Below are 21,150 nucleotides of genomic sequence, written 5' to 3'. Positions count from 1 at the left end.
ATCTTTACTTTTTTTTGCAGAAGCGAACTTCATACATAAGGGGTTTATAAATTAAAAAAGTAAAAATTTGCTATAGGCGAAAGTATTTGGGTTATTATTTAGGGCGTTTAATTGTTAATGAACTGAGTCAAATATAACAACATTCATTTAAAAAAAGCAAAAAAAAAATGAAGTTTTAACATTTTATTGCACAATAATCTTATTTACAACCTAAAATACTTATGCTATCTTTGCTTAACTATTTTTAACAAACACCTATGGATACTAGTCTTTCTGAAGTAAACCCTAAAAAAAATATTATTATAAAAGGGGCTAAATTACACAACCTAAAAAATATAGATGTCGTAATTCCGAGAAATAAGCTTGTTGTTATAACAGGATTATCGGGTTCAGGTAAATCCAGCTTAGCTTTCGACACCCTTTATGCTGAAGGTCAAAGACGTTATGTTGAAAGTCTATCTAGTTATGCAAGGCAATTTCTTGGGCGGTTAAACAAACCTAAAGTAGATTATATTAAAGGAATTGCGCCAGCTATTGCAATAGAACAAAAGGTAAATTCTACAAATCCACGTTCTACCGTAGGTACAACTACTGAAATCTATGACTACCTTAAACTATTGTTTGCAAGAATAGGAAAGACCTATTCGCCTAAATCTGGTCTAGAAGTAAAAAAAGACAGCGTGTCTGATGTTTTAGATTTTATTAAAACCATTGATAATGGCGAAAAACTCCTGCTCCTCGCCCCTATCCATTTAGAAGAAGGGAGAACAATAGAAGACAAGTTAAAAGTATTAAACCAGCAAGGTTATGCACGTATAAAAGCAGAAGGTAAAATAATACGTATTGATGAAGCATATCACATTACTAAAAACACAAAAGCTCTCTTTTTGGTAGTAGATCGTATCATTGTAAAAAATGATGAAGATTTTTATAACCGTTTAGCAGATGCAGTACAAACAGCTTTTTTTGAAGGTAAAGGCGAATGCTACATCGAAACACTCAAAAATAGTACGATACGATCTTTTAGTAATAAGTTTGAATTAGATGACATTACATTTCTAGAACCTAACGTACATTTATTTAGCTTCAATAATCCCTATGGCGCTTGCCCAAAATGTGAAGGCTATGGCGATACTATAGGTATTGATGACGACTTAGTTTTCCCCAATACAGCGCTTTCTATTTATGAAAATGCTATTTTTCCATGGAGAGGAGAAAGTATGAGTTTTTACAGAGATCAACTCGTAAATAATTCCCATCATTTTGATTTCCCCATCCATAAACCTTATTTCGAATTAACAGATAAACACAAACAACTCCTTTGGAAAGGGAACAAATACTTTGAAGGGCTGTCTTCTTTTTTTGCCGAACTAGAATCCAAATCCTACAAAATCCAAAACCGAGTAATGCTCTCTCGCTATCGCGGAAAAACAAAATGTAAAACTTGTAATGGAAAACGTTTACGTCTAGAAGCAGATTATGTAAAAATTGCAGGAAAGACACTAACAGATTTAGTAGAAATGCCTCTAGACAAGCTCGCACTATTCTTTGAAGATTTAAAACTTAACGCACATGATACTACCATTGCAAAACGCTTATTAAAAGAAATAAACAACCGTTTAAGTTTCTTATCTAATGTTGGATTAAATTACTTAACCTTAAATCGAAAGTCCAATACTCTCTCTGGAGGAGAAAGTCAGCGCATAAATTTAGCAACCTCGCTAGGTAGTAGCCTAGTAGGGTCTATGTACATTCTCGATGAACCAAGCATTGGGCTGCACCCAAAAGATACCGAACGTTTAATTGTTGTACTAAAAGCGCTACGTGATTTAGGGAATACTGTTATTGTTGTAGAGCACGACGATGATATTATGAAAGCTTCTGATGAAATAATCGATATCGGTCCAGAAGCAGGTACCTTTGGAGGCCATGTTGTTGCTACAGGAACCTATGCCGAGATCTTAAAATCAAATTCTTTAACCGCGCAATACTTAAATGAAACGTTAAGCATTGAAGTGCCTAAAAAACGACGCACATCAAAATATCATATTAATATTATAGGAGCACGCGAGCATAACTTAAAAAATATAACCGTTACGTTTCCTTTAGGAATGCTAACTGTAATTACAGGTGTTTCAGGAAGTGGAAAAAGCACCTTAGTTAAGAAAATACTATATCCTGCAATACAAAAAAAACTTACAGGTTTTGGGGATAAGCCTGGTCAATTTTCTGATTTAAAAGGTAATTATAGTAACGTAAAACATATCGAATTTGTTGACCAAAACCCTATTGGTCGTTCGTCGCGATCAAATCCTGTAACATACATAAAAGCTTACGATGATATTCGCGCTTTGTACTCCAAACAAAAATTAAGCCTTATTAGAAACTACCAAGCTAAACATTTTTCATTTAATGTAGATGGTGGTAGATGCGAGACTTGTAAAGGCGAAGGTGTGGTTACCATAGAAATGCAATTTATGGCCGATGTGCATTTGGAGTGTGAAACCTGTAAAGGTAAGCGCTTCAAAAAAGAAGTTTTAGAAGTCTCTTTTGCCGACAAGAATATTGATGATGTTTTAAGTATGACCATAGATGATGCTATTGCTTTTTTTGATGAGAATGGCGTTCCTAAAATAAAAAACAAATTACAACCACTTCAAGACGTAGGACTCGGCTATGTTACTTTAGGGCAAAGCTCCTCTACTCTTTCGGGTGGTGAAGCACAACGTATAAAATTAGCCTCTTTTTTAGGCAAAGGAAACACTAAAGAGACTGCCCTTTTTATATTTGACGAACCTACAACTGGATTGCATTTTCACGACATACAAAAACTATTAACCTCATTCAATGCCTTAATAGAAAAAGGACATTCTATTATTGTAGTAGAACACAATTTAGAACTCATTAAATGTGCCGATCATATTATAGATCTCGGTCCTACAGGTGGCGAAAAAGGCGGGCATCTTGTGGCTTTTGGGAATCCTGAAGAAGTCATTAAAAATAAAGCTTCAGAAACAGGAGTGTACCTAAAAGAAAAACTATAAAAACAGATTTATATTATTGCTTTACAATATACTAATACAACATAAAAGCAAAAAAGCCCATAATCCCAAATGCTATTGGTATAATAAATAATATATAAATTACAGTTGCTAATCCTGTTTTAAATAAACTTAAAAACCAGCTTTGTCCATAAAAATTTCTAATCGCTATAAGCAGGTAAATAAATGTTGATAACACGATTAAAAAAAGAAAACCTTCTGGAATAATATTTGCTGTATAGTTTATTATTAAAAGAATACTAAATACTGTAAATAAGTAAGAAAAAAAGTAAAAAGAAAAAACGAGATGATGAGAAAAACGCCCACTTCTAAAAAACAGTAATTTTAAAATCAAGGAAAAGATGGGCAATAAAATGAACATCGAAATAGGAATTTTATTTATAACCGATTGATAAATAGTGCCGCCTTCGCGTTTCTTATAAAATTTTAATGCTTGCTTATAAAACCTGTGTTTAAAAGAACTGTCGTTTTCTTCTAAACCCATTATTTTGTACATTTCGGTATCTGGAGCGTTTATAGCAATTAGAGAGTCTATTGCTTTTACATTAAACCCAAGGTCTTTAGTTATAGCCTCGTTTTCTATTACTGTATCTGTTTTTTTAATATTCTCCGCCTCTAACTCCATTAAGAGCGCATTATTTTTTAATGGATCTATAGCCGTCTTGTCCACTACAGCCGTATCTTCTAATTTAACATCTTCATATATCGCTGAGAATGTTTCGGTTTCTATCGTTTTTTTAAATTCGCCATTTAATATTTCTTTTTGCTCTCTTGCCCTAAAAGAAAACAAGAAGAAAAATACAATAGTAACAAACAGGTACATTTGAGCCGGATGTAAATATAATAACCGTTTCCCTTCTATAAATCGTGCTGCCAAATAACCAGGCTTAAGCATTAAAGGCAGAATACTTTTAAAAAAACGCGCATCAAAAGTAAAGTAATTACTTATGGTATTATAGAAGAGCACGCCAATCGTTAATTCTTCTTTTGTCTTTTGTCCGCAATGTGGACAAAACTGAAAATGTTTTTCGAATACTTTTTCACAGTTCTTACAATCTACAGTTTCTTTAGACATAGGGATAATTTAGTTGCCCAAAAATAAAAAAAATTAAATGGTTTGATTTATTTGCAAAACACTTGTTATTGTTTTTCTATATAAATTGAGGTAAAAACGCATTTTTTTAGATTCCTATACTAGTAATTAAACATACAAAAAACAGTTATCAACTCACTAACAAGATATTACATTTATGGCACACTAATTGAAAATATAAAAACAATAGCGTAAGCCGAAAAGCTAAATGAGTAGGCATAATCTAAATCCCTAATACATATGAAAACAGTAGTACAATTATTTACAATATTGTTAGCGGGGCTAGCAACTGTAACAGCAGCAGAAAAAATGGATACTGCTAAAGAAGATAAAGCGATTATTACAGCACACTATCGCTATACACAACCCATTCAGTTTGTAGAACGTGGTGTAGAATTCTTAATTTTTCCTGATGGTAGTTTTGATTTCAATACAAATACTAAAAGTAATCACTACAATAACGACACTAGTTACTACAGAAGAACAAAAAAAAGACAGACAGCTTTAAATAATACTTTTGGAGCTCCTAGAACTCCTGTTAACTATTCGCCTCCAAAAACTAGAGGTATTATCATCACGCATGATTATGATGGAAAAGTAAGACGTATAGGCAATGTTTTTATTAATTACAATCGAATTGGTCAAGTTAAACGCATAGGCACAATTTACATTAGTTATAATCGCGCAGATTTAGCAAGGCAGATTGGAGGATTACACATTAAATATAATCGTAAAGGACGAATAATAAGAACGTCTGGATCTGTTAATTTTAACAATCGGGATTGTAGCTTTTATAATAATACAACCTGCGACATTAATCATTTTGAACCCCATTCACATGAAAATAATCATTATGATAACATTCACTGGAATCAGAACCTGGAAGAAGACTCTGATTTATACTACTATAAAAAGAGCGAAAAAAGTAAAAAAAAGAAAGCATAACCTATTTTAACAGTATGCAGATGGGGCTTTATTTTCACTTAAAAAATATGCCCCTATTTTATTATAAACGGTAGCCTTTTAAGCGCTCAGAATTTAGTATACAATTCTGAGCGTTTTGACTATAATTATAGCCGCTTTAGAGGCAAAGGTAATTTCAAGCTATTATTCCTAGACACTATACTTCTAAAACCTGAGAATTATACATAAACGTTTCCTTAAAGCGTAACAATCTATCACTTAGTTTTGTAGAAAAAATCGCATACTGGCATTTCCCAATGCTTTCTGGAATACGGTTTACATCTGCGAAAAAAGCACCTTTTTCAGAAAATTCAGCATCTTCAATAATAAACAGTTTTAACTGCGTTACATTAATGGCATTAATATAAAATAACTTATTTAATCGCTTTGGTGTTGCTATTATTACATCCTGTCCGTAATAAATTTCGTCTTTTTCAGCATCAATACTATGCTCATCATAAGCGGCATATATTCTTAAATCTGTACGTCTAGTAAACTCTAAAAAGTCCGCTTTAAGCTTTAATGCTTTTACTTTATTTTCCACTAATATTAAAGCTCTAGGTGCATCTTCAAAAGCCTTGCTACCCAATTTTTGCATTGTCGCGATAATAATAGCTGTTGTTTTCCCACTATTTTTTGGTCCTATAGCATATAAATCTGTACCTCCTTTTATTTTAGGTAAAACTTTTTTTTGAAAAGCGGTTGGAGCCTCAAAGCCTTTACTCATCAAAGCCTCTTTAAGCTCTGGATTTAATTTTTTAAATGACATAATTTAGATGTTCATTATTATGAACAACGAAGCTAAAGGTAATTTTCGAGTTAGCAAAATGATCGTCTTTCTGTTTTTGGCACGATGCTTGTATTTCTAAAATCATCCACCCTAAAAACGAATTATTATGAAAAAAGTATTTCTTTTATTTTCTGTTTTATTCACTGCGGTATCCATTGCTAATGCTGGTACTCATTCTAAAATTAACAGTATCGATTCTTATACTTCTTATCCCGAATATAGCGGCTACGGCAAATCGTTTATTTTTAATGAACGTGGAATAGAATTTTCAATTTTTCCAGATGGTCAATTTGATTTTCACATTCCAAACCCTAGATCTGAAGTCAATGTTTCTATAAATACGTCTAATGTAAACATTAGTTTTAATACCGGTTATGATTATAATTCCTATGTACAATATGATGAATATGGTGCTATTATCCAGATAAAGAATACGCCAATATTTTATGATTATTATGGAAGAATACGCCAAGCTGGAGACATCTGTATTAGCTACAATAACAGCGGTTATATCTCTAGAGTTGGAGGATTATATGTTCATTATGATAGCTATAACAGGTTTTACAACTGTACTGGTTTTATTAACACTTACAATAGGGTTTATGTACAAAGACCTTGGCACACCTATTATACTATTCCGTCCTACAACTACTGTGTGGTCTATAACAGACCTTACAGACAGCATTACGCCCCTGTTCGCTATAGATATGACAGACCGTATACAAACAATTACCGTCGTACAACTGCTGTTGCAAGAAGAAATGGACACAGCATAACTAGAAACAAAAATTACGCTTCGCGTACTAAAGGAAGAACTGTAAGAGCAGCTTCGTCTAGACCTCGAGGCGGAAATTATTTTACTACGTCTAAAAGAAAGGACTTAAGAACAAGACCACAGAATGTCGCTCGAAAAACGAATAGAGCACTTTCAAAATCAGCCCCTTCTAAATCGTATTATAAAACCGCTTCTTCAAGAATTAACAATAGACCTGCTAGTCATTCTAGAATAAGAAGCACTCGTAATAAAACATATACTAAAAAAAATAAACCACAAACAAGTCTCTACAGATCATCTAACGCTAAATCCAGTAAAACAACATCTAGATCTAAATCTAGCCGAAGAAGATAAACACAATATTTTAAGTAGGTTAAACATCCTGTTACCAAGCTATGTGCCATATAGCAAAAGTAGCAGGTGTTTTCATCGTTTTAGTATTTTATTAATTAACAGAGTAATGTCTTCAGAAAAATCGAAAATATAGACTACAAAACCATAAACGACACTAACCAATATTGATTTTAATGCAATGTTAACTATAGGGAGAAACTGAAAATCCCAAAAATAGAAACCTGCCCCACAAATCCCTATTAACACCATTGTTTTTAATGTATTTATTGTAAATGGCAGCATATTAAATTTAACATAAACAAATCCTATTTTAATAGTATTGTACAGGAATATAGCAACTCCTGTTGCATAAGCTGCTCCATTAATCCCGAACTTAGGAATAAAAACCATATTCAACAAAATGGTAGAAACGGCTAGAATCACCCCCAATAGAAGTACTATTTTATAATAATCGCTATTAAATAAAATAGCATTGTTATTTCCTAGTATATTATCGAAAAGCTTTATTAAACCTATAACAAAAACTACAAGTATTCCTCCTGTATATTCTTTAGGTATTAAATAATATAACTGATTTATGTTTAATATAATAATAAGAAAAATAAATCCGCTCACAATAAGTAAACTCAAAGAACTCTTTTGATAAAGTGTTTTTAACTCTATCATATTATTTTCATTTAAAAGTCGAGCCGTTAATGGGTATGTTATTTGGTGCATAGAGCGAGAAGGCACGCCAACAACAGATGCTATATATATGGCGACACTATAATAAGCCACATTTTCTATAGTGACGTACTGGCCTATCATAAATTTATCTATCTCCAAAATAATATTTGCTACAGATCCTGCCAATATAATAAGCGATGTGTATTTTAAAATAGCACCTAGCTTATTTATTTTTTGCCATCTAAAAACTGGTAATCTCAAACTAAAAGCATACACCATCATTATATTCATTCGTAATGCATAAACAATAATAATCCCTATAATTAACTGTTCAACAGTTAGCAGCTCATAGAATAAGCCTATAAGTAATGCGGTTGTACAAATTCTATGAAAAACTTCTTTCATAAAATTACCAAATACACTTTGCAGTTGTATTTTACTCCATGCATAAAAAACTTCGAAATAAGCAAAGGCTATCGCTGCTATAAAAATATACCACACATAATCGCTTATTATAGTATTTTCTTTGGACAAAAAAAGACTAATGTTTTCTACACATAACCAACCAATTATTGCTCCAGGCACAATAATAACAAGCGGTAAAAATAGCATTAAGCTTAAAAAAGCATTTTGTGATTGTCGCGTTTTAAAAGAAGAATAAAACTTTACAATAGTATTATGTACTCCAAAAGCCATCAAAGGCATTAAAATATTTGCAGAAGATAATATATAAGCAATCAGCCCATAATATTCTGAAGACATAAATTTGGTAAACAAAAACAAGACATTAATAGCACCAATAGAAAACCCTAAATAAGTTAGCAGTGTATTTTTAATAGATTGATTTACGACTATTCCCATTATAAGAGTTTAGACAAGGTTTTTGTAAGTTGTTTTCGACTATATTTCTGCAAATTGACAGGCTGTGATCTTAGATCTCCCGAAGTAAAGGCTTTATAATGCATTCTTAATAAACACTTTAATCCGTCGTAATCATCATAATTAAAGTAACAACCTGTATTGGTTTCTTTTAAAATCGTTTCTACATCAGAATCTTTGGGTCCCAATGCTATAATTGGTCTTTCGGACACCATATATTCAAACAATTTTCCTGGTATAATAGCTTTTGTATCTTCAGAATCTATTTCTACCATTAATAAAACTTGCGTCTTTTTTTGATAAATGATTGCGTCTTTATGAGACACATAACCTTTATTATTAATGTAGTTTTTTAAACCATAGGACTCCATTGTTTTTAAAACAGAACGACTCACTGCTCCAACAAAATTAATCTCCAAGACATTTGCAAACCCCCTTTCCTCAACTATTAAATCTTTTAAAACTTTCCAAAGCACTTTAGGGTTTCGTTTGGATAATAATGACCCAATATGAGAAATCGAAAAACATTGATCTAAAGCAGGTCGCCTTACTTTCTCTATATCGTACCCATTAGTTATTACCGTAATAGGACGCGTCGTTATTTGCTTAAACTCCTGTTTCGTATTATTACTTGTCACTATAATTTCATCTGCAAAACTTAAAACCTCCTTTTCTAAAGCTTTATGTTTCTGTGCAGCACGTTCTGTTAACCGCAACTGCTTATGATAGCCTATTGTTGTCCAAGGATCTCTAAAATCGGCTAGCCACTTTATGCCTAACTCTTTTTTTAAAGCTAAACCTATTAAATGTAAACTATGCGGCGGACCAGTTGTTACGATGGTTTTAATAGCATGCTTATTAATATATTTTTCAAGATATATTATTGATGGTTTTACCCAATTTTTCCTAGCATCTGGAATAAAAAAATTGCCCCGCACATACAACAAGAGTTTTTCTACAAAACTTTGTTTTTTTTCCGAGGAAATAATCCCTTTACTTATTGTTTTAGATTGCTTTGAAAATAACCCTGCTAATTTATAAGGTTCCTTTATAGGTTGTTTTAGAACCATAAGCGCTTTAGACACCTCTTCATCTAAACTATGATCGACCAATGGATAATTTGGGTTTTCTGGACAATATACTATGGGTTCTACATTAAAATCTGGAAGATACTTTACAAATTTCAACCAGCGTTGCACGCCTGGACCTCCAGCTGGAGGCCAATAATAAGTAATAACAAGCACTTTTTTTTTATCCACTATAGGCATTCCTTATAATTAGATATTTTATATTAGTATTAAAAATAACAAGTTCTCTTATACTATAAAAGTAATCATTACGACTTCTTAAATTTATAGAATAGCCCTCCAATTAGCAAAAATACTAGCAAAATAGAACTGGCTAATGAAATTACACTTCCTGTCTTTACGACTTTAGGCTCAAACTTAAACTCTATGGTGTGCTTCCCTTTAGGGATATCTAGCCCTCTTAACGCATAATTAACCTTATAATAAGGGACTAATGCTTTATCGATGTATGCATTCCATCCGTTACCATAATACATTTCAGAAAACACAGCAAACCCATCATTTAAATTCTTTGAATCGTATTTAATATAATTAGGCTTGTACTCTATTACATTTATTGAAGCTAAAGAGTCTACAATAAATGTGTTTTTATGAGTAGGACTTAGTTGTTTTTCATTTATAACCGCGATTTGCTTATTATCTAGAGTCTCTAATGCCTTAATTTCCGCATTGGCAGATTTTAATGGCTTTAGTTCCTTAATAAACCAAGCATTTCCATTAGCATCTTCATTAAGATAAGCGTAAGGTTGTCTTTTGTCGTCATTATCAATAACGTACTTGGTATTAAGCATGTTTAAAACGTTGATATTATTTCTAATCACATAAAAATTATAAATATCATCATAACGTTTTAGTTTAGCAGCGTGATACCCACTAAGTGAGTTATGGAAATAAGATGCTTTTGCACCAGCAGAGGTTAAGTCGAAAACTCTAAAATGAGATTTATCCTTATGTATATCTAGATCTGCCGATGTAGCCTGATATGGTTTTTCAACGCGTCTTTTCGAAACAAAATTGTCGGTATTAACATAACGTCTATCTACACCAACCAAATCGAAGAGTATTAATGCTGCAAAAATAATAATCGCTTTAGTTTCATTTAGTTTCTTTCTTAGAAAAAAGAAAACAGTTCCTGCCGAAAGGATGACTAATATCAAAGTTCTGTATGTATCCTGAGTAAAAATCATTTTTCGATCTTCGCGAATGGCATCTACAAATTCTAAACCTAAATTCTGACGATAATATCCATCATTTACACCCACAAAATCTAACCAGCCTATGGCTTTTATTAACAAAAACACCGTTGCTAAACCTGCAGTAATCAATACTGTAAACTTTAAAGCCTTAAGCTTCTCTATTTCCTTCTTTTCACCTTTGTTATTGAATAATTGCACTAAGGCAAAAATAGCCAGTACTGGAATACACAATTCTAATATTACTTGTATTGAACTTACTGCTCTAAATTTATCATACAACGGTATATAATCAATCATAAAATTAGTAATAGGGTTTCCTTCTGGATCTCCAGCTGTTCCCCAAAACCAATTCTTTCCCCAAGATAGTATTAAGGACATTAATGTCCCTCCTACTAACCACCATTTTAAACGTCCTTTTACTAAAAATAATGAAAATACGAATAAAAATAGAGTAACTGCACCTACATAAGCTGGCGCTTCTACTATAGTTTGATTCCCCCAATAAGTCGGTGCACTTTTCGTTGCATTTTTTGCTTGCAATGGCGTTGCCCCTAACTTTAAATAGACTTTATAAAGCTCCGAATCTTTACCAATATCCTCTCCATTTCCTCCACCTAGTAATCTTGGAATAAATAAGTTAAAACTTTCCAGAAACCCATAACTATACTCTGTAATGTATGCGTTACTTAATCCAGAAGTGTCTGCCTTTGGGGAACCATCAGGATTAATAGTCAATTCACTTTTCCCACGGGTGCTTTCTTTAACATACTCTTGAGTGGCTAAAATATTAGTTGCATTTAAACCGATAGCCAAAATAACGGCTACAACCATAATCCCTATCGCTTTAAAATAATGTGGTAATAGCTTCTTACGATAAGCGTCTACTAAATACGCAAGTCCTATTATTATAACTAAAAACATTAAATAATAAGTCATTTGAAAATGGTTTGCCACCAATTCTAAGGCCAAACCAATTGTAGTAATCAAAAATCCTAAAATGTGTTTTTTTCGAAATATAAGTACTATACCACTTAAAACTAAAGGCATATAGGCAATTGCATGCGCTTTACTATTATGCCCAACACCTAAAATTATAATAAGGTAGGTAGAAAACCCAAAGGCCAAAGCACCAAGAGCTGAAAGTTTATAATTAACTTTTAAACTTAATAATAGGATGTAAAACCCTATAAAATAGAGGAACAGATAATCTGCAGGTCGTGGTAAAAACCGCAATGCTAAATCTAGTTTTTTAATATAATTGTGAGGATATTTTGCGCCTAATTGATAAGTTGGCATCCCGCCGAAGGCGCTATTAGTCCAATAGGTTTCTTCTCCGGTATCTGCCTTAAAATCCATTTGCTGTTTAGCCATCCCTACATAATGGACAATATCACTCTGTAATATTTGTTTTCCTTTTAAAACAGGACTAAAATAAGCTAAAGCTAGTATTATAAACCCAATAATAACGAGTATATGAGGTAGAATTCTCTTAAATGAAAGTTGCATAAAATGTATTAAATACTGTGAAGCTGAAAAATAATCATATTTTTCGAGATTAGACTAAATTGGAATTGAAATTTTAAATTCGTTTACAATAAAAAAGACAGCTAATCTATTATTTACAAGAATAATTATTCAGCTTAGGTAAAACTACTCAATCTCTTCGTAATCTACGTATTCCCCTACGTTTTTATTAGATGTTTTATTATTAGGCATTTTATCGATGGTAATTTCGCCTTCTTTTTTTTGCTTTTCACGCTGGCTTTTATTCTGAAAATCACCGAATTGACCACCAAATTGTTGCGTAGCCTTTTTACTTAGATATTTCAAAAATAAAGGCCCGAAAATCCTAGATAAAATCTTGAATACGTAATAAATTACTAATATTATAAATATGGTCCTTAATAACCCCATAAAATAGCGATATTATTGTTAAAAATTATTTAAACAAAAATACAATACTCTATGGGTAATTTCAGCTATAAATACTTAAAAATTATATAAAATCTCTATATTTGGAGCAAACCTAATATTTATGCCTTTAAAAAAAATCTTTTTACTGCTCATCCTGCTTATAGTTACTTATAATACAAATGCACAGTATACAGATGTTATAAATTCTAATAGACCAGGAGCTTCTCGTTCTGCCTTTTCTGTTGGTACCAATGTAGTACAATTTGAAGCAGGGCCATATACCGTAAAAGAAAAACATACACCTTTAAATTATGATGTTTCAGGTTTTGGAATTGATTTTGCAGCACGTTACGGGTTATTGTATGCTCCTTTAGAAATAAACCTAGAAGGGGCCTACCAAAATGATAGGTTAACAGATAACCGTTCTTTTACTCCCGTTGAAAACAAACGTGCAAATTTTAAAAACTTAACTTTAGGTGCTAAGTATTTAGTATACGACCCGTATAAAAATACAGAAGAAGAAAACGCAAATTTATATAGCTTTCACGCTAATAAAAAATTTAAGTGGAAATCTTTAATTCCAGCTGTATCAGTGTATCTTGGTGCTAATTTTGATACTAAAGACAATCCGCTAACGGCTCCCGATGTTGAAGGCGTTAGCCCCAAAATAATGATTGCGTCTCAAAATAATTTTGCCAGTGGATGGGTAATGGTTATAAATTTAATAAAGGATAGAATTGGATCGGAATATTCAGATTTTCAATATATCCTTACCTTAACAAAAGCAATAAATGAAAAAGTCGTTTTATTTGGAGAAACCCAAGGCATAAAAAGTGATTTCTATGCTGACAACCTTTTTCGTTTTGGAGGCGCTTATTTATGGGGGAAAGATTTTCAGTTAGATACTGCTTTAACCTTTAATACAAAAGACACGCCTTCGGTTTTTAGTTTAAACTTTGGCGTATCTTATCGATTAGATTTCCATGAGGATGCAAAACCTGACAACGGTGTTTCTGCTGCAGAAGAAGCAGAAAGAAAAGCAAGTAAAAAAAGAAAGAAAAGTAAAAACGATAATAGTAGCAAAACCCCTGATGATAGCAAAAAACAGAAAAAAGAAATCCAAGAGATTGATTTTGATGACGAAGACTAATCAATAGATAAAATGATTACAGTAAAGCAGATTACGACAAAAAAAGAACTTAAGGATTTTGTGAAATTTCCTTTTTCAATCTATAAGAACTCTAAATACTGGGTTCCTCCTATTATTAGTCAGGAACTGGCTACTTTTGATAAAAAAAAGAATCCTATTTTTAAAGACGCCAACGCCACTTTTTTTCTGGCCTATAAAAACGGAGAAATTGTTGGTAGAGTTGCAGCTATTATAAACTGGTTAGAGGTTAAAAATCAGAACCTAAAAAAAATGCGTTTTGGGTGGTTTGACTTTATTGACGACCTAAACGTTTCTAAAGCCCTTTTAGACGAAGTTATAAAAATAGGGAAAGCTAATGCTTTAGAATACACAGAAGGTCCTGTTGGTTTTTCAAATTTAGACAAAGTTGGAGTGATGACAGAAGGCTTTGAAGAAATAAGTAGTATGGTGACTTGGTACAACCACCCATATTATGTAAAGCATTATGAATCTTTAGGCTACACTATTGAAAAATCTTACGTCGAAAGTAAGTTTCCTTTTAAAAATGTAAAACCAGTATTTTTCAAAAAAGCACAAGAACTTATTAAAAAGCGTTATAAATTAACAGCTTTACACTTAACAAAAACGGAAGAAGTAATGCCATATGTAGATAAGATGTTTGATTTATTCAATGCTTCTTATGCTTCCCTATCGTCTTTTGTTGAAATTACAGATATTCAAAAAGAATATTTTAAAAAGAAGTTCATTAGTTTTATAAACCCTGAATACATTAAATTTGTTGTTGATGAATATGATAACATGATCGCTTTTGCTATTGTAATGCCTAGGTTTGCTTATGCTTTACAAGAAATGAAAGGTAAATTGTTTCCTTTGGGTTTTGCTAAATTATTAAAAGCGAAAAAAACAAGTAAAGATGTTGTATTTTATTTAATTGGAGTGCACCCAGATTACCATAATAAAGGCATACATGCAGTAATATTCAATGAATATTATGAGACTTTTTCTAAAAAAGGAATTTTAAATTGTTATAGGACTCCAGAGTTGGAAGATAATGAAGCCATACAAAAAATTTGGAAACATTTCGATCCTAAAACGATTAAGCGAAGAAAAACATATCGAAAACCCATCTAATAAATAGTTCTTAGAACGCCTTTTACTAAATATATTTTCTTGATATATTCAATACAGGATAAACTTATAAAAGAGGTGCTTTTACTAAAATAATTTAAAAGAAAACCCAATTCTTACGAATTGGGTTTTCTTTTAGATTATACGGGTTCCAGAAATAAAGTGTTATTTCTTTATAACACGAATTGTTTCTATTACCCCTTCAATCGTTACTTTCACAAAATAAGCTCCAGTGCCTAATCGAGACATATCAACTTCTTTTATTGTAGTATTAGATGTCATATGCATCACTTCTTGTCCTAATATATTATATACATTAACATTAGAAATCGCTGATTGAGATTTCAATGTTAACATATTATGCACTGGATTAGGGTAATAATTAAAGACAGAGGCATTAGAATCAAATTCTTCAGTAGATAGTGGTTCTTCTACAGTTAATTTATAATCCTCTACTTCTCCTCTACCAGTTTCTAAAGCGCAAGCGGTATCATTTCCAGGATTCCCATCTAACCAATCAATCATCACTCGCATTCTATAATCGCCAACTGCAATGCCAGCAGGAATAGTTATCGTTCCTGTAAAAGGTCCTGCCTCATAACCAAGAGTTCCAAATGCAAGTTCTGCTATATCAAATTCAAGATCATTATTCCAATCTATCCAAATAGCACATCCAACACTACCGCTTACAATCTCAACATTAAAATCAAAAGTACTATCGGCAAGACCTGCTACCGTCATAGTATCATAATTATCACCATAATTTGTAGCAGATAACCCAGAGTTTAAATTACTAATATTAATAGAACCGTTAGTAGTAGTAAAACTGTCAATATAGGTGTCAGGACTTGTTCCTGAAGGAATGCAATACCCTGTATAAAAACTAAACGGGCCAGCCCATAGACTTAAATCGCCTGCACCACAATCTGATTGCACATAAAAATCATACATCGTATTTGGGGTTAAGTTTGGCAAAGTATAAGAATTAGCTGTTATTCCATTTACCGTTGTGCCTGCGCCTTGTACAAATCCTTCAGTTCCCCATTCTACGTTCCAAGTTGTAGCTGTTCCGTTTTCTGTCCATGTTAAGCTCGTTTCTATTAAACTTGAAGACGTAGCTGACAATTCATTTGGAGCAATACAATCTGGTTCTAAGGCTGCATCTATAGTTACCTTGTAATCTTCAACTTCTCCTCTGCCTGAATTTAACTCACAAGCATCGTCATTTGGATTCGAATCATTCCAATCGATCATTACTCGCATATAATAATCTCCATTTGCTGTGCCCATTGGTACAGTTATTGTCCCTGTAAATGGTCCATTGGCATAACTGGTTGTATTATATACTACTTCAGTAGCTGGATCGAATGTTAAATCTCCATTCCAATCTACCCAAATAGCACATCCAACAGTACCGTCTTCAATAACAACATTAAAATCATAAGCTCCTCCAGGGTAACTAGAAATAGTCATTGTTGAAAAATTATTTGCATAATGATTTGCTGAAAAGCCTGATGCTATATTAGAAATATTAACAATACCTCCTGCTGTTGTAAAATCACTAATAAAGGTCGTCGTATTTGTATTTGTACTTGATGGATCACATTGCGCACTTACTTCTACACAAAGTGTCATAATTACAAATGCTATTAATAAAGTAATTCTTGTCATATTATTTTTATTTTATTTAATATGCACAAATTGCAGAATTAATTAACATCATTAAAAACAAATAGACTATATTCTTAAATATTTGATAAAAACAAGGCAAATATTGAATGGTTCGATCACTTATTTTAAAAAATCAGATTAAGTGCAACTTTTCCTTTAAATCATAAAAAAATAAATATTTAATAAAAATTTAAATTATTTTTAATTGCGATCTAATAAACCAAATAAATATATCAAGAGGTTACGAATTCTCTTTAACATTTAAATGTTTTTTATTTTAAATATACTAATCAATCCTTTTCTATAAAAACCAGGAAATAATGTTGAGTATTACACTCTTGTTTTGCAATAGATTTAGCTTAATTCTGTTAAGTTTTAATGAAAGACCGACTAAGTTAAGGATTCAAATATTTCGCAATGTTAAAAAAAATTTCCCTAATATTATTTTTAAATAGTATGTGTTTATCATATTCACAGAATATGACTAATGCTAAATTAGAAACTTTAATTACTAGAGTTAGCGACACAATACAAGGTACTAAAGGACAATGGCAGTTTGTTATAGAAGAGGTAACTCTAATATGCATTACAGATATTAATCATAATAGGATGCGCATTATTTCCCCAATCATAGAAGCCTTCAAACTTACAGAAGAATTAAAAACAAATGCCCTTTTAGCTAATTTTCATACAGTATTAGATGCTAAATACGCCATTTCTGATGACATTTTATGGTCTGTATATATACATCCTTTAAAAGAACTAACGGAAACACAAGTTAAGGAAGCCATAAAGCAGGTATATCTTGCTAATATTACCTTTGGAACGACCTATTCCAGTACCTCATTAGTATTCCCAGGCAAGTATAATAATACACCGAAAGAGGCTGATAAAAAAAATCCTATTACAAAGCATAAAATTTAATTTCATAACTAAATTTCCTCAATTTTATTATTTAAAAAAAGCTACTTCAATATAAACTGAAGTAGCTTTAAACGTTGTAGTTGGAATGTTTCTTTTTAGGGACTTTGAATAGTTTACTTTATGTTTCATTCAATAGGTACTACACAAATATATATCTCAATATTTGTGCCAAAATAATACTATTTTTACTAACTCCAAAAAAGATTCTATAAAAATTCTAAACCTTTTTTAGTACTACTTATTTACTTAAAACTGGAGCATAAACCTTTAACTGTAAAAGTTATTGATAACTAAACATTTATGAATAATGAGGTCTTTTACCAACGACATCTTCATAAAAATCATGCATAAATTTAAAGTCTGCTTCTATATCATCTGTAGGATAAAAAGGTTCGGATATCTTGTTTTGCTTTTTCCCAAAATCTAAGCTATACATTATTATTGGCACATTTGCTTCTTTTGCGATATAATAAAATCCTGTTTTCCATTTCGCTACTTTCTTTCGAGTTCCTTCTGGTGCTAAAGCTAATCTAAACTCATCTTTACTCTTAAATAAGTTTGCTATGGCTTTTACTTTGTCTTGTCCAGAAGTTCTATCTAATGCCGCACCTCCTACTGCTCTAAAAAAATAGCCTAAGGGAAAAATAAAAAGTTCTTTTTTCCCAACAAAATTAACTTGTATGTCTAGAACTTTTCGCAACAGCAATGAGATATAAAAATCGTGCCAGCTTGTATGAGGAACAGCGATTATAATTGCTTTTTTTATGGTTTCTTTGGACATTGCTATATTTCCAACAACTGTCCATTTCATTAGCTTAAAGTAAATAAATTTAGCCAGCCAACGCATACGATTACATTTTTAAGTATAGCGCCTTTAAAACCTCCCTCGTAATTGTTTTCTTCCATTGCTTTCCAATCGCATTTTCCCACAATGGCTCTAAACTTAAAGCAACATCTATCATTATATTCAATTCTTTCTCTGACAAATCTGCACAAACCCTTTTGGGTAATATTATATTATGTTTTTCCTTCATTTTTTTAAATAAGGCAACACCTTCTGGATAATATTCTTCCAGATGATCAAAAACGATACAATTTCCAACGCCATGCTTTGTCCCTAATAAATAAGATAAACCATAGCTCATTGCATGTGCTACTCCTACTTGAGAATATGCGATACTCATGCCGCCATGCCAACTAGCCATCATTAACATATCTTGAGATTCCTCTTCTGAAAGATTACCTTCAACAAAAACTTCTTTGCAGAGTGAGAGCGCTTTTTCTCCATAAGACTCACTAAAAGCATTTAAATAAGTGCCATTTAGAGATTCTATACAATGTATATAACAGTCCATTCCTGTATAAAACCATTGTTCTTTAGCAACTCCTTTTGTTAATTCTGGATCTAAAACAACTTGATCGAAAGGAGTATAATCACTATTAATTCCTAATTTTCGCTCTGGCCCTGTAAGTATGGTTGTTCTTGACACTTCTGCACCTGTGCCAGATATGGTTGGAATACCAACATGATAAATCGCTGGGTTTTTCACCAAATCCCAACCTTGATAATCCTTAGATTGCCCTTCATTAGTTAACATAATTGACACTGCTTTTGCAATATCGAGAACGCTACCGCCTCCTATACCAATAATCCCCGAAGGGCGCTCTTTATGGTTTAAAATAATATCCTCAACCAAATCATCTATTTGCGATGTTTTGGGTTCTTCTTTTGCTGAAACATAATATATTTTATCATCATAAGACAAGGGGAGTCTCGACGTTAACCAAGTATTTCCTTTAAATATGTCATCTACAAAAAATATAAATGGGGCTTTTGTATTCAACCGTTGAGGAGACAATATCTCTTCTAATTGATTAAAACTACCGCGTCCAAAAACGACTTTAGACACCATTGGAAAATTTCTATAATTCATTTAACTATTTGTAATTTTAAAATATAGTTTTTAAGTTAAAATAGGTAGCAATTCTAATAAATGCCCTATTGTTTTATACTCTTTATTTTCTTTTTCTATATCCTTAACTTCTTCATGAGCCCAAGTGGTATGAAAAGGAATATGTATTGCTTTTGCATTAATATTTACTAAAGGGAGAATATCTGATTTTAAAGAATTTCCGATCATCAAAAAAGCTTCTGGTTCTATATCTAAATGGTTTAATAATTTAGAATAATTGTTTTCTTTCTTATCACTTAGCACTTCTATATGGTGGAAATAATTTAATAACCCAGATTTTTCCAGTTTACGTTCTTGATCCAATAAATCGCCTTTAGTAATAACTATTAATTTATAATTTTGGGATAATGCTTTTAAAACCTGTTCCACTTCGGGCAACAATTCTACAGGTTTATTAAGCATCTCCTTCCCTATACCTATAATTTTTGCAATAGTTGCATTGGAAGCGTTATTATTTGATAATTCAAGCGCCATTTCTACCATTGACAACACAAAGCCTTTAACGCCATAACCATACACATGAAGATTTTTCATCTCCATCTTAAAAAGTTCTTGATCTATTTTATTTGGTGTTTCATACTGACTTAGTAGCCTTCCAAACTTTTGTTCAGCTTCTCGAAAATAAGTTTCATTAACCCAAAGTGTATCGTCTGCATCAAAGCCTATAACTTTTATATTTTGATATGCGTTATTTGATTCCAATTATTTCCAAAGTTTTTTTGCTCGTTCTAAATCTTCTGGTGTATCTATCTCCACTCCTTCCACGCTAGTTTCTACCATCTTAATACGTTTTCCATATTCTAGATAACGAATACATTCTACTTTTTCTGAAGCTTCTAAAGTTAGCATAGGTAGACGATAAAAATCCATCAAAGCCTCTTTTCTAAACGCATAAACGCCTTTATGTTTGTAATACTTTACGGTAACTTCTTTATCTCTTGGATACGGAATTGGGCTCCGTGAAAAATATAATGCAAAGTTATCTTTATCTAGAATAACTTTTACAGTATTGGGGTTTTTTATTTCCTCCCAATCTGTTATGTTTACCATTAAAGATGCTAAATCCACTTTCTTTTCGGTATCATCTTTAAAAACTGCTATTAATTTTTTTAATGAATCAATTTCAGTAAAAGGTTCGTCTCCTTGTACATTTATAACAATATCGATATCCATAAACTCAACAGCTTCGGCGATACGATCACTACCACATTCATGTACCTTCTTGCTCATCATTACATTGCCTCCTACATTAGTGATTTCATCGAAAATAATAGCACTATCTGTAACTACAATCACATCGTCAAATAATTGAGTAGTAACTGTTGCTTCATAAGTGCGCGTTATAACAGGTTTTCCTCCTAAATCTTGCATTAACTTACCTGGGAAACGAGAGGCACTATATCGTGCAGGGATCATTGCTATTATTTTCATTTGCTATTGAAACATTTATTTTTCAAAAATATGGCTTTTTAAAAGAATTATAGGCTCTGTTTGAAATAAACTTCTTTAAAAACTATAAGTTAC

The 21,150-nt window shown here is 32.0% G+C and carries 17 protein-coding genes; 6 read left to right on the top strand and 11 right to left on the bottom strand.

The genetic code is table 11. The features are described from left to right. Positions 1-257: 257 nt before the first annotated feature. Positions 258-3,044 (top strand): excinuclease ABC subunit UvrA, encoded by a 2,787-nt coding sequence (gene uvrA / locus AC2D8I_RS06955; protein ID WP_484705271.1) that lies wholly within the window; start codon positions 258-260, stop codon positions 3,042-3,044. A gap of 31 nt (positions 3,045-3,075) precedes the next feature. Here the strand turns inward: uvrA and AC2D8I_RS06950 are convergent, their stop codons facing one another. Further along, complete coding sequence (locus AC2D8I_RS06950) at positions 3,076-4,137, bottom strand: DUF3667 domain-containing protein (RefSeq protein WP_484705270.1); 1,062 nt, start codon at positions 4,135-4,137, stop codon at positions 3,076-3,078. 258 nt (positions 4,138-4,395) lie between these two features. Between AC2D8I_RS06950 and AC2D8I_RS06945 the strand changes: the two genes are divergently transcribed. Then, on the top strand, positions 4,396-5,100 hold the full coding sequence (locus AC2D8I_RS06945; RefSeq protein ID WP_484705269.1) for a hypothetical protein: 705 nt from the start codon (positions 4,396-4,398) through the stop codon (positions 5,098-5,100). 175 nt (positions 5,101-5,275) lie between these two features. On the opposite strand, the gene AC2D8I_RS06940 is transcribed toward AC2D8I_RS06945, so the two are convergent. Further along, complete coding sequence (locus tag AC2D8I_RS06940) at positions 5,276-5,887, bottom strand: DEAD/DEAH box helicase (RefSeq protein WP_484705268.1); 612 nt, start codon at positions 5,885-5,887, stop codon at positions 5,276-5,278. A 127-nt stretch (positions 5,888-6,014) separates the two neighbouring features. Here AC2D8I_RS06940 and AC2D8I_RS06935 point away from each other — a divergent pair, with 127 nt between their 5' ends. Continuing rightward, positions 6,015-7,037, top strand: a complete 1,023-nt coding sequence (locus AC2D8I_RS06935; protein WP_484705267.1) for a hypothetical protein — start codon at positions 6,015-6,017, stop codon at positions 7,035-7,037. Between the two features lie 72 nt (positions 7,038-7,109). On the opposite strand, the gene AC2D8I_RS06930 is transcribed toward AC2D8I_RS06935, so the two are convergent. From AC2D8I_RS06930 to AC2D8I_RS06915, 4 genes are all read right to left on the bottom strand, one after another. Next, the gene (locus AC2D8I_RS06930; RefSeq protein ID WP_484705266.1) at positions 7,110-8,564 is read right to left on the bottom strand and encodes a lipopolysaccharide biosynthesis protein; all 1,455 of its coding nucleotides are present in this window, start codon (positions 8,562-8,564) and stop codon (positions 7,110-7,112) included. After that, a complete protein-coding gene (locus AC2D8I_RS06925; protein WP_484705265.1) occupies positions 8,564-9,850 on the bottom strand; it encodes a glycosyltransferase in 1,287 nt (428 codons plus the stop codon). Before AC2D8I_RS06925 ends, AC2D8I_RS06930 begins: the two co-directional genes overlap by 1 nt. Before the next feature lie 68 nt (positions 9,851-9,918). Next, positions 9,919-12,372, bottom strand: a complete 2,454-nt coding sequence (locus tag AC2D8I_RS06920) for a YfhO family protein (RefSeq protein WP_484705264.1) — start codon at positions 12,370-12,372, stop codon at positions 9,919-9,921. Between the two features lie 144 nt (positions 12,373-12,516). After that, on the bottom strand, positions 12,517-12,780 hold the full coding sequence (locus tag AC2D8I_RS06915) for a DUF4834 family protein (RefSeq protein WP_484705263.1): 264 nt from the start codon (positions 12,778-12,780) through the stop codon (positions 12,517-12,519). Positions 12,781-12,901: 121 nt separating this feature from the next. Here AC2D8I_RS06915 and AC2D8I_RS06910 point away from each other — a divergent pair, with 121 nt between their 5' ends. After that, the gene (locus AC2D8I_RS06910) at positions 12,902-13,930 is read left to right on the top strand and encodes a transporter (RefSeq protein ID WP_484705262.1); all 1,029 of its coding nucleotides are present in this window, start codon (positions 12,902-12,904) and stop codon (positions 13,928-13,930) included. 12 nt (positions 13,931-13,942) lie between these two features. Continuing rightward, positions 13,943-15,061 (top strand): GTP cyclohydrolase, encoded by a 1,119-nt coding sequence (locus AC2D8I_RS06905; RefSeq protein WP_484705261.1) that lies wholly within the window; start codon positions 13,943-13,945, stop codon positions 15,059-15,061. Positions 15,062-15,223: 162 nt separating this feature from the next. Here the strand turns inward: AC2D8I_RS06905 and AC2D8I_RS06900 are convergent, their stop codons facing one another. Continuing rightward, positions 15,224-16,729 carry a GEVED domain-containing protein gene (locus tag AC2D8I_RS06900; protein WP_484705260.1) on the bottom strand — a complete coding sequence of 502 codons (1,506 nt, stop codon included), beginning with the start codon at positions 16,727-16,729 and terminating at the stop codon, positions 15,224-15,226. A 480-nt stretch (positions 16,730-17,209) separates the two neighbouring features. Here AC2D8I_RS06900 and AC2D8I_RS06895 point away from each other — a divergent pair, with 480 nt between their 5' ends. Beyond that, positions 17,210-17,653, top strand: a complete 444-nt coding sequence (locus tag AC2D8I_RS06895) for a hypothetical protein (protein WP_484705259.1) — start codon at positions 17,210-17,212, stop codon at positions 17,651-17,653. A gap of 298 nt (positions 17,654-17,951) precedes the next feature. Here AC2D8I_RS06895 and AC2D8I_RS06890 read toward each other — a convergent pair whose 3' ends face one another. Genes AC2D8I_RS06890 through kdsB form a run of 4 tightly spaced genes read right to left on the bottom strand, consistent with a single transcriptional unit; the run spans position 17,952 to position 21,057 of the window. Then, positions 17,952-18,500, bottom strand: a complete 549-nt coding sequence (locus AC2D8I_RS06890) for a 1-acyl-sn-glycerol-3-phosphate acyltransferase (RefSeq protein ID WP_484705258.1) — start codon at positions 18,498-18,500, stop codon at positions 17,952-17,954. Between the two features lie 4 nt (positions 18,501-18,504). Continuing rightward, positions 18,505-19,587, bottom strand: a complete 1,083-nt coding sequence (locus AC2D8I_RS06885; RefSeq protein ID WP_484705257.1) for an iron-containing alcohol dehydrogenase family protein — start codon at positions 19,585-19,587, stop codon at positions 18,505-18,507. A gap of 30 nt (positions 19,588-19,617) precedes the next feature. Next, positions 19,618-20,328, bottom strand: coding sequence for an HAD family hydrolase (locus AC2D8I_RS06880; protein WP_484705256.1), 711 nt, complete (start codon positions 20,326-20,328; stop codon positions 19,618-19,620). Next, positions 20,329-21,057 carry a 3-deoxy-manno-octulosonate cytidylyltransferase gene (gene kdsB / locus AC2D8I_RS06875; protein ID WP_484705255.1) on the bottom strand — a complete coding sequence of 243 codons (729 nt, stop codon included), beginning with the start codon at positions 21,055-21,057 and terminating at the stop codon, positions 20,329-20,331. Positions 21,058-21,150: the final 93 nt, after the last annotated feature.

Source organism: Lacinutrix sp. YIN62 (genome assembly GCF_057219185.1).
The sequence above is the reverse complement of the archived record's forward strand: the minus strand, read 5'-3'. Positions and strand labels throughout refer to the sequence as shown.